Source organism: Rhizobium sp. AN6A (genome assembly GCF_900215635.1).
In the GTDB taxonomy this organism is placed as follows: Bacteria; Pseudomonadota; Alphaproteobacteria; order Rhizobiales; family Rhizobiaceae; genus Agrobacterium; species Agrobacterium tumefaciens.
Genome location: NZ_OCNC01000002.1, coordinates 186,195 through 201,914 on the forward strand (window position 1 = coordinate 186,195; position 15,720 = coordinate 201,914).

A 15,720-nucleotide genomic window follows, 5' to 3' on the forward strand; every position below is an offset into this window, starting at 1 on the left:
GGCTCGTGTCACCAATCAAACACGAGACCTCTTCATGATGCCCTATCGGAAACTCATCGCTCTCAGCCTCGGGCTGTTGGCAACCACCACTTTCGCAACCGTCGGCCTCTCCGCCGATGAACCCGTCAAGGGTGGCACGCTCGTTTATCTCGAGCAGCAGGCACATACCAATCTCTATCCTCCGGCGGGCGGCTTTTATCCGAATGGCGGGATTCTCAACCAGATCACCGACAAGCTGACCTACCAAAATCCGAAGACGCTCGACATAGAGCCTTGGCTGGCACAATCTTGGACCGTCAACGACAACGCGACGGAATACACCTTCAAACTTCGTCCTGGCGTGACGTTCTCCGACGGCACGACAGTCGACGCAGCTGCCGTTGCTAAGAACTTCGACACCTTCGGTCTCGGCAACAAGGCGCTTAAGCAACCGGTCTCGGAAGTGGTCAACAACTATGATCGCAGCGAGGTCGTTGATCCGCTGACAGTCAAATTCTACTTCAAGAAACCCTCCCCAGGCTTCCTGCAAGGCACATCGGTCATCGGTTCGGGCATCGTTTCCTTGTCAACGCTGGCGCTCCCCTTCGAGCAACTCGGTGACGCGACTAAGATCATTGGTTCCGGGCCGTTTGTCGTGGAGGCGGAAACGCTTGGCAAGTCGCTCGATCTGAAGGCCCGCGAGGACTACAATTGGGGTCCAGCCAAGCTCGAGCATCAGGGCCGCGCTTATCTTGATGGTATCAACTACATCATCGCCGCAGAAGATAGCGTTCGCATCGGCGCGCTTCTGGCCGGTCAGGCGGATTTCATTCGACAGATTCAGGCCTACGACGAGGGTCAGGTGGAAGCGCAAAACTTCACCATCTACGCACCCAGCACCCGCGGCGTGAACAACTCCATCGTCTTCCGCCCGGACAATCCTCTGGTTTCGGATATCAATGTACGAAAGGCGCTGTCACTTGCCGTCAATCGCGACGAGATCATTTCTACGATCTTTTCCAAGAACTATCCGAAGGCCACATCCGTTATCGCTTCGACAGCAATCGGCTACGTCCCGCAGATCGACAAGCTGACGTATGATCTGGAAAAGGCCGCATCGCTGCTCGATGAGGCAGGCTTCAAGCGGGGAGCGGACGGCATTCGCGAGAAGGATGGCCAGAAGCTCGTTCTCACCTCCTACGAATCCTTGCCGCAGCCACAAAGCCGCGCGGTGCTGCAACTGATCGCCCAGCAATGGTCTAAGCTTGGCGTCAAGCTCAACGTGCTCGCAGGAGACGCGGGTAGCAAGGTGGTAGATGAACTCGATCCGCTGAAGACACCTGTGGCCGTGGCCATGGTCGGACGCGCCGATCCTGACGTCATCAAGAGCCAGTATTACCCGACAAACCGCAATGCCCTGGTGCAGAAGGGCGGCGTCAGCGACAAAGTGAAAAACTTCTCCGATGACAAGCTCAATGCGATCCTCGATGACATCGCGTCTCAGCCGGATCGGAAAAAGCGTTTGAAGGCGGTTGCCGATGCGCAGGCCTATCTGCTCGATCAGGCTTACACAGTGCCGATCTTCGAAGAGCCACAGGCCTTTGCCGGAGCACCCTATGTCAAGGGTGTAGCGTTTGAGGCGGTCGGACGTCCATCCTTTTACAGCACATGGGTCGAGAAATAACAGGCCTCCCAAGCCGAAAAGGGCGGCAGCCCAAAACTGCCGTCCTCCTTTTGGAGCAATCATATGAAACGCTATGTTGTCGGACGCATCGGCCAGGCACTGCTCGTTCTCTGGGCGGCATTTACCTTGTCCTTCATATTGCTACAGGCCTTGCCGGGCGATGCTGTCCTGATCAAATTCCTCAATCCGGAATTTGGCTTGAGCGCCGATCAGGTTGCAGAGATCCGGCAATCCTATGCCGTCGATTCCAATATCGTGGTGCAGTATGGACAAACGCTTGCCAACTTCCTCCGAGGCGATTTCGGGTATTCGTTGCAGGCTGGCGTTCCGGTCTCGGCACAGCTTGCCACCAATCTTCCCCCGACGCTGAGGTTGGCGGGGCTCGGTTTCGCTGCGGCCGTGTTGCTTGCGGTGCTGATCGCCTTTCTGTCTTCAATGGCACCGTTCGCCTGGTTGCGAAACGCCATACAGTCTCTACCCTCTCTGTTCATTTCGGTCCCGGTCTTCTGGCTGGCCATCATGCTAATCCAGATTTTCTCTTTCCGGCTCAGGCTGGTCTCGGTCATCAATCCCGGCCCATGGGAAAGTCTTATTCTGCCGGTGGCAACGCTTGCGGTGCCGATTGCCGCGCCGCTGGCGCAAATCCTTATTCGTAACATCGACGAAATCCGCATCCGTCCGTTCGTCGCCGTGGCCCGTGCCAAAGGGGCAAGCGAAACAAGACTTCTGTGGCGGCACGTCGCTAGAAACGCAATCCTTCCGACACTTACGATTGCTGGCGTGTTGTTCGGTGAGCTGATCGCAGGTGCTGTCGTCACCGAAACGGTTTTTGGCCTGAACGGAATTGGCGGGCTGACTGAAAAAGCCGTCAGCAATCAGGATATTTCTGTCCTCCAAGCCGTCGTCGTCATTTCGGCTGCAGCCTTCGTCACCATCAATCTGGCGGTGGACCTTGCGTATCCTCTTCTCGATCCACGTCTCAGACACAGGAGTGGTGCCGCAGCATGACCAGCATCGACACATTCGTTCAAATCACCACCACCTCCAAGCCTGACAAACGGGTGAGCAAACGCCGTGGCTTCGGGGCAACTGTGCGAAGCTTCCCTTATGGCCTCGCACTCGCCTGGCTGGTGCTGGCAACAGTTCTGGCGTGGGCCTTTCTGCCCTGGCTGTTCACTGCATACGATCCGCTGCAAGGCATACCGGGCGGGCAATTAAAGGCACCATCTGCCGTCCATCTGCTTGGTACGGATTCGCTTGGCCGCGATCTTTTTGCCCGCATCGTTTACGGTGCAGTCCATTCACTGACAGGTGCCATCGCCGCTGTTGGTGTCGGCCTTGTCGTCGGTAGCGCGCTTGGCCTCGTCGCCGGTTCGGTGCGTGGACGCATCGATGAAGCACTGATGCGGCTCGTCGATGTGCTGCTCTCAATCCCAACACTGCTTTTGTCCCTCAGCATCATTATCCTTCTCGGCTTCGGAACGTTCAATGCGGCGATTGCCGTTGGCGCAACGGCTATTGCAGGTTTTGCGCGCCTTATGCGGTCGGAAGTGGTGCGCGTCAGGAACGCGGAATTCGTCGAGGCTGCGTTCGGTAGCGGCGGCACATTCGGCAAAGTACTCTGGCGCCATATCCTGCCCAATTCACTTGTCTCGGTCGTTGCCTATACTGCCGTGCAGTTCGGCTGGGCGATCCTACAGATTTCAACGCTCGGCTTTCTCGGCTACGGCGCGCCACCGCCAACCCCAGAATGGGGCCTTCTGATTGCGGAAGGTCGCAACTATCTTGCCACCGCTTGGTGGCTGACGGCAGCGCCCGGTCTGGTGGTTGTGGCCGTGGTGCTATCAGCCAATCGCGTCAGTCAATCGATCGGAAGGAGCACACGATGAGCACATCCGATAGGCCTGTTCTTGACGTCCGCGATCTTCACGTCTCCTATAGCCAAGGGGACAGCCGCACCGTCATCGTGCATGGCGTCTCCTTTACCGTACAGCCGGGTGAAGTCGTGGCACTGGTCGGTGAAAGCGGTTCCGGCAAGACATCAACCGCGCAAGCGGTGATCGGCTTGCTGGCCGAAAACGGCCGGATCGACAGTGGTGCCATCCTGCTCAACGGCGAGGATATCAGCTGCTGGAACGCAAAACGTCTGCGTGCCATTCGCGGTGCCGTGGTCAGTCTCGTGCCGCAGGACCCAGGAAGTTCACTCAATCCGGTCCTGACCATCGGCGCGCAGGTGCGCGAAATCCTTGAAATTCACGGTCGCCTCAACCGTCGTGAAGCCGATCGTAAAGTCATCGAACTTCTCACCAATGTCGGCCTGTCGGAACCGGAACTTCGTGTGCGCCAATATCCGCATGAACTTTCGGGCGGCATGAAGCAACGCGTGCTGATCGCCATCGCTATCGCCTTGCGACCAGCACTCATCATTGCAGACGAGCCGACGTCCGCCCTCGACGTCACGGTGCAGCGCCGCATTCTCGACCTGATCGATGATCTGCGCCGGGGATACGGAACTGCGGTGCTATTGGTCACCCACGACCTTGGTGTCGCTGCCGACCGTTCCGACAAGATTATTGTGCTTCAAGGCGGGCATATCCAGGAACAGGGCAAAACCGCAGACGTGCTGGCGGCACCGCAAAGTGCCTACACGCGCAAGCTGCTTTCCGATGCCCCGTCGCTTTCCGTTGCCAAGCCACGACCGGCAGTGGAGCCGGACAGACCCGTCGCCCTCACAATATCCAATCTGGTACAGGATTTCGAACTTCCAACCGGCAGCCAATTCCGGGCCGTGGACGACATCTCGTTTACCGTTGCGCGCGGCACCACCCATGCAATCGTCGGCGAATCCGGCTCAGGCAAGACGACGACCATCCGTTCGATTGCCGGATTTCAAAAGCCAACGGGCGGAAATATCCGCATCGGGGATATTGATGTCGGAAGCCTTCGCTCGGAAGGTCTTCGCCAGTTCCGCCGCAAAGTACAGCTCGTCTATCAGAACCCTTGGGCATCGCTTGATCCGCGACAGACGGTTCAGGCCATTGTTGAGGAACCGCTACTCAACTTCGATGCTCTTCCTCGCGACCAGCGCGAGACACGCGTGCGCGCCATCATAGAACGGGTTGGGTTGCCCGCTGCGGTCCTTTTGCGCCTGCCCCACGCATTGTCGGGCGGCCAGCGTCAGCGTGTCGCTATAGCACGCGCGCTCGTGCTAGACCCTGAAATAGTTGTGCTGGATGAAGCGGTATCCGCACTCGATGTCACCGTGCAGGCACAAATCCTCGAACTGCTTGCGCAATTGCAGCGCGATCTTGGCCTGACCTACGTGTTCGTGTCTCACGATCTCGCCGTCGTCCGACAGATCGCCGATACCGTCTCGGTTCTCCATAGCGGCCGGCAGGTCGACTATGGCACGGTAACAGACGTCTTCTCGTCGACATCCAGCGCCTATACCCGCGAACTGATCGAAGCCATACCGGGAACCAAGTTCCCACGTGCCGAGCCGTCTCGGCAGCCGCTGCCAGCAGGACCTCTATCATGACCAAAACCATCACCCGGAAACGCCTGGGTTTTTTCACCCGTCTTCTCGACGATGTACCTGCCGGTGAACGTTATCGCCTTGCGGTAGAGCAGATCATCCACGCCGAGGAAAATGGTTTCGACAGCGCCTGGATCGCCCAGCACCATTTTCATGCGGATGAAGGCGGCCTTCCATCGCCCGCCGTCTTCCTCTCTCATGTGGCAGCCCGGACATCGAGGATACGTCTGGGCACCGGCGTGATTACGCTGCCGATGGAAAATGCGCTGCGTGTGGCCGAAGACACTGCCGTTCTCGATCTCCTTTCAGGAGGACGACTGCAGGTTGGCTTCGGCACCGGTGGAACGCGGGAGTCTTTCGAAGCCTTTGGGATCGAGTCCGATCGGCGTGGCGAAATCTACGCCGAAAACCTCTCGACCATCCGCGATGCATGGGCCGGGAAGTCCTTGCATGGTGGCAACCTTCTTTACCCAAATGCCCCGCAACTTCTCGATCGGGTCTGGCTTGCCACCTTTTCCGCAAATGGTGCGCGTCTGGCAGGTCTGAGTGGTGACGGGCTGATGTTGTCCAGAACGCAGCCCCGCCCCGCCGACAATCCTGCTGCGACGCTGAATGAGATACAGAACCCGATTATCGATGCCTATCTTTCAGGCCTACCCAAAGGCCGAACACCCCGCATTCTGGGTTCCCGCAGCCTGTTCGTCGCTGATGACCGAAAACGCGCGCTTGCATTTGCCGAGATCGGTTTGCGCCGCGTTGCCGACCGTTTTGCTGCGGCCGGTCATCGCATCCCGGGCAACAGTCTCGAGGATTTGATCAAGGCCCTAGACAGCCATGTCGGCACACCCGACGACGTGATCGCTTCGCTCGAACAGGACAGTGCACTTGCACGTGCCACCGACATCACCTTTCAGGTTCACTCGATCGATCCGCCGCATGCAGAAATCCTTCGCTCGATAGAACTGATTGCCTCGGACGTGGCCCCAGCGCTGGGCTGGAGCCAACCCACTGCACAACGGCTCGTCGCAGCGCAGTAACCTTTTCCATTAAAAAGAGACATCCATGACTGATACAATCGACATTATCGACCATCTCATTGGCACTGCATCCGGCTCGACCATTGAAGCCTTGCGCAACAGGCGACCCGTTACGAAAGAACACGCCCAGAAGAGCTGGAGTGCGCTTTTCGAGCCAGCGGATACAAAAGATTCTTCGCTTGCCGAACGCTTTGCAGTTGCCGCCTTCGTTGCGGCGCTACATGGCGAACAGACGATCGCCGCCTTCTATGGAGAGAAACTGGCCGCGTTGGGAAATGGTTCAGCACTTCTGTCCACTGTGAAGTCTCTGGCTGAACTGAATGCTTCGAAAGGTCCTTATGGCCATTATCCTGAAGGACCTTTGAGCAAAGAAAATACTGAGGGGCCGATCCTGACCATTGGTGAGGCAGACAGAACAGTTCTTGGCGAACGGCTCTCGGCGGCTCTCGAACATGCGCATCTTCTGACCTTCCGTCCGAGAGATGCCAACCCGGCATCCCTTCAAAGACTTCTGACTGCGGGCTGGAGCACGACCGGCGTCGTAACCCTCTCCCAGCTTGTTTCCTTCCTCGCCTTCCAGATCCGCATCGTCTCTGGTCTCAGGGTCTTGGCTGCGGCCTAACGGAGAATATTCATGTCCGACACCATCATCGAACCCGCCATCGAAAATCCGCCCGTTGCTTTTACCCAGGACAAGATTGGCTGGACCTCCTGGCTTCAACCGCTCACCGAGGCCGAACTTACAGACCGGCATTACGAAGCCTTGGTCGACAAAGCACGCGCCAAGAACCCCTATTTCGCGCTTCTCGTACGTGACCCTGATATTCTGGAAGCCCGCACAAAAACCGACAACGACATTTTTTACAACACAAAGGACGGCCTTCCCCGCGCCGAGCGGGAACTTGCGGCCACGGCGGCGTCACGATTGAACGGCTGCATTCTGTGCGCTTCGGTGCATTCGCGTTTCGCCTCGCAATATTCAAAACGCGAAGCCGATGTACAAAGGCTGCTAGACGAAGGCGTGACGGCGGACCTCGGCGAGCGCTGGAATGCCATCGTCGCGGCCTCGGTTGCGCTCAGCACCACCCCTTCGGCCTTCGGCTCTGAGCACAAGAAACGCCTAAGCGACGCTGGCCTCTCTGACGAAGAAATTTCCGATGTCGTCCATGGTGCAGCCTTCTTCAACTGGGCAAACCGGCTGATGCTGTCCATCGGTGAGCCGACCCCGGCAATCTAACGAACGGACGAACATTCATGACCCATCCAGTGCTTGGCGTGGACCACACCTATCTTCTGGTCCATGACCTCGATGCCACCGCCGATCTTTATCGTCGACTTGGCTTCACGCTGTCACCCCGCGGGCTACACAGCCCGCAAAAGGGAACAGCCAATTACACGATCATGTTTCAAGACGACTATCTCGAGCTTCTCGGCGTCGTCACCGAAACCGAACAGAATACGTCACAGCGCAACACGCTTGCTCAATATGGCGAGGGTCTCCAAGCCATTGCCAATCGCACGCAAAGTACCGAAGCTGCCAAACCTGCTCTGAACGCGATTGGGATAAGAACCGGAGAGGCCAGCGCCTTTTCCCGACCTTTGCCTCTCCCTGGTGGCGGTGAAGGCATTGCGAGCTTTCGAACGCTGAGCTTCGAAGCCGAGCAAGTTCCCCTCGGCCACTTTTTCCTGTGCCAGCACGAAACGCGCGACATGGTGTGGCGCCCGGAGCTTCAGCAGCACGCAAACGGGGCGATTGGTCTCGGCGGCATCATCGGTATCAGCGACGACCCTTACGCGACGGCAGAAACCTACGCAGGATTTTACGCACAAGGCCATGTGAGCGAGGTTGAGGGTGGTTTCCGCGTGGCAACTGGCGATAACTCAGCACCATTGTTATTTTTCGACCATTCCGCACTTCGTGATTTTTACACCGGACTTGATGTGGACAAGACGCCTCGCAATGGCTTTGCCGCACTTCAGATCAGGGTCAGCGACTTGGAGCAGACACGGCGCTTTTTGAAGGAGCAAAACATTCCATTGACGCAGACATCAAGAGGTAAGCTTGTTATTGGGCCCAATCATACGAGCGGTGTGATTCTGGAATTTCATTGAGACAGAACCGTGGTGAAGCGATCCTATGACTTTCGGTTTCTGCAGCCGTTGGTTTGAACGGATTCAAACAGGAGAACCGCTGTTCCACGTTCCTGCTCTTGAATGGATCGAAACCTTCGGCCCTGCAACTTGACCAGAGCTATGTCTACTGGATTAGCGACCAGTCATCTCTCTTATCGAACGAACGACCGTGTCAGGATTATACGGTTTAGACATGAACCGGGCACGCACGGGAAGGTCGCCCACATCAACAATCCGATGGCCGGAGGTGATGATGATGGTGATGGGCGGCCAGCGATCCCGAACTGAAGCCGCGAGTTTAAGACCGTCTACTCCGCCGGGCATGTCAACATCAGTGAACATCACCGAGATCCGAGTGTTCGCGATCAGAATGCCAATCGCATCGGTGGCATTGGCAGCTTCGAAGACTTCGAAACCCGCATCTTCCAATTCATCGACAATTCCCATTCTTACGAGAGCTTCGTCTTCGACGACCAGAACGGTAGTCCGTTGAGTGATCATGGCTTTAGATTTCTGGTTGGCCGGATCCCATGGAATGGGGACAAAGCGAAGATTTTGCGCGTCGAATTATCCGAGTTTTGCATTAAGAGTACATAAAACGCCGCCGAGTGGGTAAATGATCCGCACCTCGCCCGAGAAATCGGCGGCGAGCACGCGCGAGATTAGCCGAGAGCCAAAACCCTTGGTCCTCGGCTCGGATACAGCCGGTCCACCGCTCTCCTGCCAGACGAAGTTCAGGGCCTGTTTCTCGTCCGCAGTTTTCATCAGATGCCAGGATATTCTGACGCGGCCAACATCGTTCGAAAGCGCGCCATACTTGGTCGCGTTGGTTGCCAATTCGTGCAGGGTCAGCGCCATCGACAGGCTTTGCTTCGGTGTCATCTCGAAGTGGGATCCTTCGATGTCGAACCGGCCGTCCGATCCGCCGTGCGGAGCGAGCGCCGCGCGTAGCGTGTCATGGATGCCAGCGCTCTCAAGTGTGGTGGCCATAAGCATGTTCTGAGCCTGTGCCAGAACATGCAGACGGGCGTTGAAGGTTTCGCGTCGATCGGCAATATCGTCGCCACGCAGCGTCTGTGTCGCTATCGCACTGACCATTGCCAGGAGGTTCTTGATGCGGTGCTGCAACTCACCACTGACCATGTGCTGGCGCGCCTCGTCATCCTTCCGGTCTGAGACGTCGCGCACCGTGCCCACGAACTTTGTCAGGCCCTCGGAGACAACCGTCTTGGCCCGCGCATGGATCCAACGCTCTGGCATGTCAGGACGCTCCAGCATTCTGTACTGGACATCGAGGAGGCCGTTACCGTTGGGATCCAAAGCTTGCGATGCGGCCTCGCCGAGGGCGAGTCTGTCATCGGGATGGACGCGAGACGCAAAGTTGTCGAATGTCGCGTCTTCCTCAGGCAACCGATGGAGTAGCCTGCGTGCCCTTTCGTCTTCCTTGATATCGGTGAATTTTCCGTCGATCACCGTACATTCCCAAACACCCATTTCCGCCGCGTCCAATGCCAGCTCGAGCTGAAGATCTTTCCGGCGCAGCGCAAGTTCGACGTCTTTTAGATCCGTGACGTCGCTGCCCTCAACGAATATTCCAGTGACCTCACCGCTCGCATTGAATATGGGCTGATAGACGAAGTTGAGAAAAGCTTCCTCATAAGGTCCGTCCGGTTTTCGCTGGACTGCGAAGCTGACGCTGCGTCCGATGAACGGTATTCCGGTCGAATAGACCTGGTCCAGCAGATCAAAGAAGCCCTGTCCTTCGATTTCGGGGAACGCGTCGCGCACGGGACGACCAATTAGGTCTCTGTGGCCAACCAGCTGAAGATAAGCTTTGTTGGTGATCTTGAAGACATGATCCGGTCCCTCCAGCACACACATGAAGCTCGGAGCATCCAGCAGCAGGCGCCTCAATGTGTCAGCTTCGGCTTTAGCCGCTTCCTTTTCGGCTGCAAGCAGCTTCTCGACCTCTTCTCTCGCGGCATGAGCCTCGCTGATGTCGCGGGAAATCGACAGGAGATGGGTTGGTTTGCCGTTGCGATCAAGGAGTGGCAAAACCTGGACATCCCAGAAACGCTGATTACCGCGAGCGGTATTGGCGGAGCCCGTGAAACGGGCTGATCGCCCTGCTGCTGCGGTCTCGATCGCATTGCGCGCTGCAGCGTTGCCCTGATCTACCCAGAAATCCGGCCATGGACATCCCATCAGAACATCGAAGTCATCGACTTCCATGACCCGCTTGCCGCCTTCGGACATAAAAAGGAGACGGCCATCTAGATCCAAGATTTTGATGCAGTCGTCAGAGGCGGAAAGAACAGCTTCCAGCAGTGCAGACACGCTTACCTGATCGCCTTCGAGAGCGGTCGCCAGCGTCTGGATGCCACTTGCAGGCATTTTCGGAACATCGTCTTGCAATGACACAGCTTTCAGAAAGACTTTACACCCCTTGTCCGTAGCAGATGTCCGCGGACATAGACAGGCTAGAGACAATCTGAGCGATTTCCTTGGAAAGGTTACCCGAACAGCTCTGATCTACTATTTCAGCCATTCCGATGCGGTGCGGCATATTTTAGCTACTTTTGAAGCGTTTTTCCGCGAGCAGCCGCATGTGTTTCCGGCCGCGGCACCAAGCGGGGAGATAAAATTAGTGCCGGCGCATGAAGCCGGCAATGACCTGCCACTGAACTCTCATCCAGCCGCGATTAGAGCCCCGGCGGTCCTCGAACTGCCCCCCGCAACTCCGCCACAGAAAGCTGTCGACGTCCCTCAATACTTCGGACGCGATCAGATCAAATTTTGATTTCAAGTTGTATGCTTATCACCAAGCGGGATTGCAATGACGGTTGTTGATTGAGGCGATCCAAGTATGGAAGCTTCCGACTGTGCGCGCTTTGAATAAATATTTAAAAGCGGCTGGAGGAGCTCCTAATTTCTCCCAGCCCTTTCAGCTCTTGCAGTACCTCTTCGCATCGAGCGACCACTAGCGGACCATGGCTGCCCCCAAAGTTGGACGCTTCCGGGCAGTTGAAGGGTTATCGAACCTACGACCGAGAACTTAGGTGATCCCAAAGATGCAGTTATTCAAAGTACTGAAGTTAATGTCGGCCAAGGGAGAACTTGTCAGCAACCACTTCCCGATCCCCAATTGTGGTCTCGATCAAGGGTTCCACTGATCACCGCTTTCCAGGCGGTTATCTCTCAGAGCGACAATTTTCAGGCCTACCTTGCTGGTGTACAAGGCCTCTGCCTAGCCGCGGATTTTCCACGCTGATGGATAGGCTGGAATCGGAGGACGTCCTGATCGTGACCAAACTTGATCGTCTCGGCCGTGACGCCATTGATGTCAGCACCACGGTCATATGGAGAACTTGCAGACGGACAGTCGTTCCGGGCCTGACCGCGCCCGAGCAATCGCGGATGTCGCAAGTTTCGTCGGCGCTCTGGTCATGTCCCGGGCGGTGAATGATCCCGCCTTGTCCTACGAGATTCTGAAGAGCGTGCGCGACCGGGTGACCGAAAAGGCCCGGAACCAACCAATTTCAGCTTAACACAAAGAAGACCGCACAGCTCCCTCATGTAATCAAACGTCGAGAGGGCGGATTTCGGGAATGAGCATGACGCGAATCCTACCGATGATCAGGGCATTGGCGACAGCTTAGACGAACAAGCCGTCTGCGACCGTGAAACCGCTCTTTTGCAAATCGCTCAGTGTGGTGTCGAGGAACTGGATCGAGCCGCCATCCGGCGTCGCGACCAACAGTTCATTTGCCGAAACCACCGTTACGGCTGCCAGCAAAGCGGCCTTGGACACAAAAAGATCGCTGGTAAACACCAGAGTGTCGTCGGCCCGCAACTGATACACGATATCGGCGCCGTGACCGCTGCCGAACCAGAACGCATCCGCGCCGGCACCACCCTTCATCTGGTCATTGCCGGATCCACCATAGAGCACATCGTTGCCTTCATTGCCCTCCATCGTGTCGTTGCCGGGACCGCCAACGAGGACGTCGTCGCCGAGCCTGCCCTTGATAACATCGTTGCCGCCCCTGCCTTCGATGATATCGTTGCCGGCCAGGCCGGATATCGTTTCGCCCGCTTCGGTCCCGATGATGGTCGGGACTCCATATCCCGGACCGCCACCGGCCGGCGCACCCTTGACCGTCATCGACAATGTCGCCGTCGCGGTTGCACCCTGGCTGTCCCGGATCGTGTAGTGAAAGCTATCCGTGAGACTGGAGGTTTCCGACAGGCCTACAACTGAGGGGTTCGTTTCTTCTACATCGTAACTCCAGCTCCCGTCCGCTTTGAGAACAAGCGTTCCGAAACTGCCGGCAATTACGCTTCCCGCGCCCGTGACATTGACGGCCGCGCCACTGCCGCTGGCAGACAGGACCGTCAATGCGTCTCCGGTATCGACGTCGCTATCGTTGCCGAGAACGGTTCCTGTCACATTGGCCGCGCCCGCCGTCGCTGTCGCCGCATCATCGGCGGCAACCGGCGCGTGGTTCGCTTCCTTGATGGTGAACACCAGACTGGCCGTCGACTGCAGACCCGTCTCATCGCGAATGGTGTAGCTGAAGGTCTCGGTCAGCGTCGAACTGCCCGAAAGGCCGGAAACCGCCGGATTGGAAATATTCGGAACGTAACTGTACGTGCCGTCAGAATCGATGACCAACAGGCCGTATGTACCCGCCAATTGCGTATCGTTTTCGGTGATGGCAACACTCGACGAGCCATGCACCACTCGCGTCACGGCCATGAAATCACCGGCGTCGGGATCGGTGTCGTTGGCGACGACGTTGCCGGTCGTGCTGGCATTGACCGACACGATGCCGGTGTCCCCGACCGCCACCGGCGCGTCGTTGCTGCCTGCAATCGTGATCGACAGGGTCGCCCTGGCCATTCCGCCGCGACCGTCCAAAACGGTGTATTCGAAACTCTCGACCAGATTATCGAAATAGAGCGCGTTGACGACCGGATTGGTTGCGGATGGCGTGAAGCTGTAGCCACCATTGGCCGCAATCGTCAGCGCGCCGTAACTGGTCTGAATGGTTTGCGACGCACCAAGCGAATAGGTCACGCCCTTGATCACGATCGAGGCAACCGACAGGACATCGCCGTCGCTATCCTGATCATTGGCAAGCAGGTTGCCCGAAGCCGTACTGTCCGGACCGTCCTCCGAAACGGACCTGACCTCGCCTGTCGCAGACGGCGCGGTGTTGGCAGGCCCGGACGGAATCGATGGTGTGACAATGAACTGCGCCGCCTTCACACTCGGCGCCGTAATTCCGCTGAGCGTCGCAATCGTTGCGAAGGCGCCGGGTCCGGAGGCTCCGTCCACGTCCACCTCGACGAGGGTATCCGCGCCCGACTGTGAAACACGGATATAGCCCGCCGCAAATGCGCTCGCGCCCGTCGCACCGGACGGCATTGCCAGAATGCCGGAAAGATCGAAGAAGTCATCCGAACGAAAATCGGAAACGATATCGCCTACCTCGCTCATGCTGTTGATGACGAAGGTATCCGCACCCGCGCCACCTTTCAGCGTATCGACACCCGCACCACCGCTAAGTCGGTCGTTGCCCTCATTGCCCTCCAGATAGTCATTGCCGTCGCCGCCGATGAGGATATCGTCTCCGATAAGCCCCTTGATCGTATCGTTGCCACCCAGGCCGGCAATCACGTCTGCGCCTGCCGTACCACGCAGCGTATCGGCCGCCGCCGTTCCGCTGATTGTCGGTTCGGGTTCGCCACCTGTGGAGGAGGCGCGAATGGAAACCGTCAGCAATGCCGAGGACTGGAGACCTGCGCCATCGCGGACCGTATAGTTGAAGACTTCCGATAACGACGCGGAGCCGGACAGTGCTGCAACGGCAGCATTGCTTTGGTTTGGTTGATAGACCCAGCTTCCATCGCTTTTAAGGATCAGCGATCCGTAGCTGCCGACAATAGTGGTTCCGGCGGTGGTCACGCTCTGCGCCGTCCCCCCGCTGGCGCTGGCGGAAAGCACGGAAAGAACGTCGCCCGTATCCGGATCGAGATCATTGGTCAGCAGATTGCCGTTGCCCGAAACGGTTTTGACGACCGAGGCGGTATCGGCAACCGCCGTCGGCGCATCGTTCAGACCGTTGATCTTCACCGTGACGACGGCACTGGCTGTCCCACCGCGTCCGTCAGAGATACGATAGGTGAGATTGTCCTCGGCGGTCTGCCCGGCCGCGATGGCGTTGGTGGCGGCGAGGGTTGGGTCCACCCTGTAATAATAGCTGCCATTCGGGCTGACATAAAACGTGCCGTATTTGCCGGCAACGGCAGTCTCCGCTGCCTGAATGGCGGTACCCTTGGAACCATGCGTTGCCTGCGTCACCCGCAGGACATCGCCATCCACATCGCTGTCATTGGCAAGCAGATTGAACGTATTGCTGACCGTCGTCCGGTTCTCGGCCACGGTAATGTGGCTGTCGGCAACAGCAACGGGAGCAGTGTCGCCGGGTTCCATCACCTCATCCGGGTCCGGCGAAGGACGCGGCCCTGAAATGGTACCGGTCAACCCTTCCGTATAAGCGATGTAATTGGCGAGCCGGCCTCCAACCACTTCGTAGGATTCGTTATCCGTATGGACCTGATCCTTAAGCGGTAGATCGTCGGTGATCGAACCGATATAGATATCGTCGCGACTGGCCGCGATTTCCCGCTGCGCCTCGCGAACGATATCCTGCCCCCCGTTCCAGCGGGCATCCGAACCGGTATAGGCCGTATCGGCAACCTCCTGTATGAAAACCGGCGCGGCAGGATCGGTCTGGGCTCGGATGTAATCCAGCACCTCGACCGTCGCTTCCTTATAGGTCTCGACGTCGCTCGTACCGTCCATGATGCGCTTGGCATCCGCCTCGCCCTGCGCCCAGACGATTTTCAGTTCGACCGTGTAGCCTTGCGCCTCGAGTGCGGCAACCGAGGCGTTGATGCCCTGTATCGCGGCCAGCGCCAGTGCTCCGGGCGTGTTCGTGTCGGGATACCACCAGAGAAAATCCGAGCCGGGCGCATCGGAAGCATTACCATCGACGCCGCTCGCGCCCTTGGCAAAATCCTGAACCACCACGTTGTCAGCAGTCGCAAATTTCGACAAGGTTCCAGTGCCCTGGATAGTTGTTTTCAGCGTGGACGCCGAAACACCGCCGGAAATGCCGAGATAGGACGAAAGCTCGGTCGCAAGAACCGAAGCACCGGAATCGTTGTCCCCATAAAGGTTGAACATGTTGTCGGCGTTGGATTGCCCCATAAACGCAATAAACTGGATAACTGCCATGGTCCCCTCCGGGCTAACGCTTTTTTTCGTTAACTGATTGCCTTGC

General features: G+C 57.6%; 11 protein-coding genes and 1 pseudogene. 9 read left to right on the forward strand and 3 right to left on the reverse strand.

Annotated elements, in window-relative coordinates:
* Window positions 1–34: 34 nt before the first annotated feature.
* The 8 genes from CRO62_RS02260 (at window position 35) to CRO62_RS02295 (ending at window position 8,347) form a co-directional block, all read left to right on the forward strand.
* Window positions 35–1,663: a TIGR04028 family ABC transporter substrate-binding protein gene (locus tag CRO62_RS02260; RefSeq protein WP_097099020.1), complete on the forward strand. Its 1,629-nt coding sequence runs from the start codon at window positions 35–37 to the stop codon at window positions 1,661–1,663.
* Between the two features lie 63 nt (window positions 1,664–1,726).
* Window positions 1,727–2,671: an ABC transporter permease gene (locus CRO62_RS02265; RefSeq protein WP_097099021.1), complete on the forward strand. Its 945-nt coding sequence runs from the start codon at window positions 1,727–1,729 to the stop codon at window positions 2,669–2,671.
* Window positions 2,668–3,552 carry an ABC transporter permease gene (locus CRO62_RS02270; RefSeq protein WP_097099022.1) on the forward strand — a complete coding sequence of 295 codons (885 nt, stop codon included), beginning with the start codon at window positions 2,668–2,670 and terminating at the stop codon, window positions 3,550–3,552. The genes CRO62_RS02265 and CRO62_RS02270 overlap by 4 nt, the downstream gene beginning before the upstream one ends.
* Window positions 3,549–5,201 (forward strand): dipeptide ABC transporter ATP-binding protein, encoded by a 1,653-nt coding sequence (locus tag CRO62_RS02275; protein ID WP_097099023.1) that lies wholly within the window; start codon window positions 3,549–3,551, stop codon window positions 5,199–5,201. The genes CRO62_RS02270 and CRO62_RS02275 overlap by 4 nt, the downstream gene beginning before the upstream one ends.
* Window positions 5,198–6,235, forward strand: a complete 1,038-nt coding sequence (locus CRO62_RS02280) for a putative FMN-dependent luciferase-like monooxygenase (protein ID WP_097099024.1) — start codon at window positions 5,198–5,200, stop codon at window positions 6,233–6,235. Before CRO62_RS02275 ends, CRO62_RS02280 begins: the two co-directional genes overlap by 4 nt.
* 25 nt (window positions 6,236–6,260) lie before the next feature.
* Window positions 6,261–6,857, forward strand: coding sequence for a CMD domain protein (locus CRO62_RS02285; RefSeq protein WP_097099025.1), 597 nt, complete (start codon window positions 6,261–6,263; stop codon window positions 6,855–6,857).
* Between the two features lie 12 nt (window positions 6,858–6,869).
* Window positions 6,870–7,472, forward strand: a complete 603-nt coding sequence (locus CRO62_RS02290) for an alkylhydroperoxidase domain protein (RefSeq protein WP_097099026.1) — start codon at window positions 6,870–6,872, stop codon at window positions 7,470–7,472.
* A gap of 17 nt (window positions 7,473–7,489) precedes the next feature.
* Window positions 7,490–8,347, forward strand: a complete 858-nt coding sequence (locus CRO62_RS02295; protein ID WP_097099027.1) for a VOC family protein — start codon at window positions 7,490–7,492, stop codon at window positions 8,345–8,347.
* Window positions 8,348–8,500: 153 nt separating this feature from the next.
* Here the strand turns inward: CRO62_RS02295 and CRO62_RS02300 are convergent, their stop codons facing one another.
* Together CRO62_RS02300 and CRO62_RS02305 are read right to left on the reverse strand one after the other, a co-directional pair.
* Window positions 8,501–8,869 (reverse strand): response regulator, encoded by a 369-nt coding sequence (locus CRO62_RS02300; RefSeq protein ID WP_097099028.1) that lies wholly within the window; start codon window positions 8,867–8,869, stop codon window positions 8,501–8,503.
* Window positions 8,870–8,935: 66 nt separating this feature from the next.
* A complete protein-coding gene (locus CRO62_RS02305) occupies window positions 8,936–10,783 on the reverse strand; it encodes a PAS domain-containing protein (RefSeq protein ID WP_143539374.1) in 1,848 nt (615 codons plus the stop codon).
* A gap of 837 nt (window positions 10,784–11,620) precedes the next feature.
* Between CRO62_RS02305 and CRO62_RS02315 the strand changes: the two are divergent.
* Window positions 11,621–11,725, forward strand: a pseudogene (locus CRO62_RS02315) (recombinase family protein); the annotation flags it as partial.
* A gap of 298 nt (window positions 11,726–12,023) precedes the next feature.
* Here CRO62_RS02315 and CRO62_RS02325 read toward each other — a convergent pair.
* Window positions 12,024–15,674, reverse strand: a complete 3,651-nt coding sequence (locus CRO62_RS02325) for an Ig-like domain-containing protein (protein ID WP_179784435.1) — start codon at window positions 15,672–15,674, stop codon at window positions 12,024–12,026.
* Window positions 15,675–15,720: the final 46 nt, after the last annotated feature.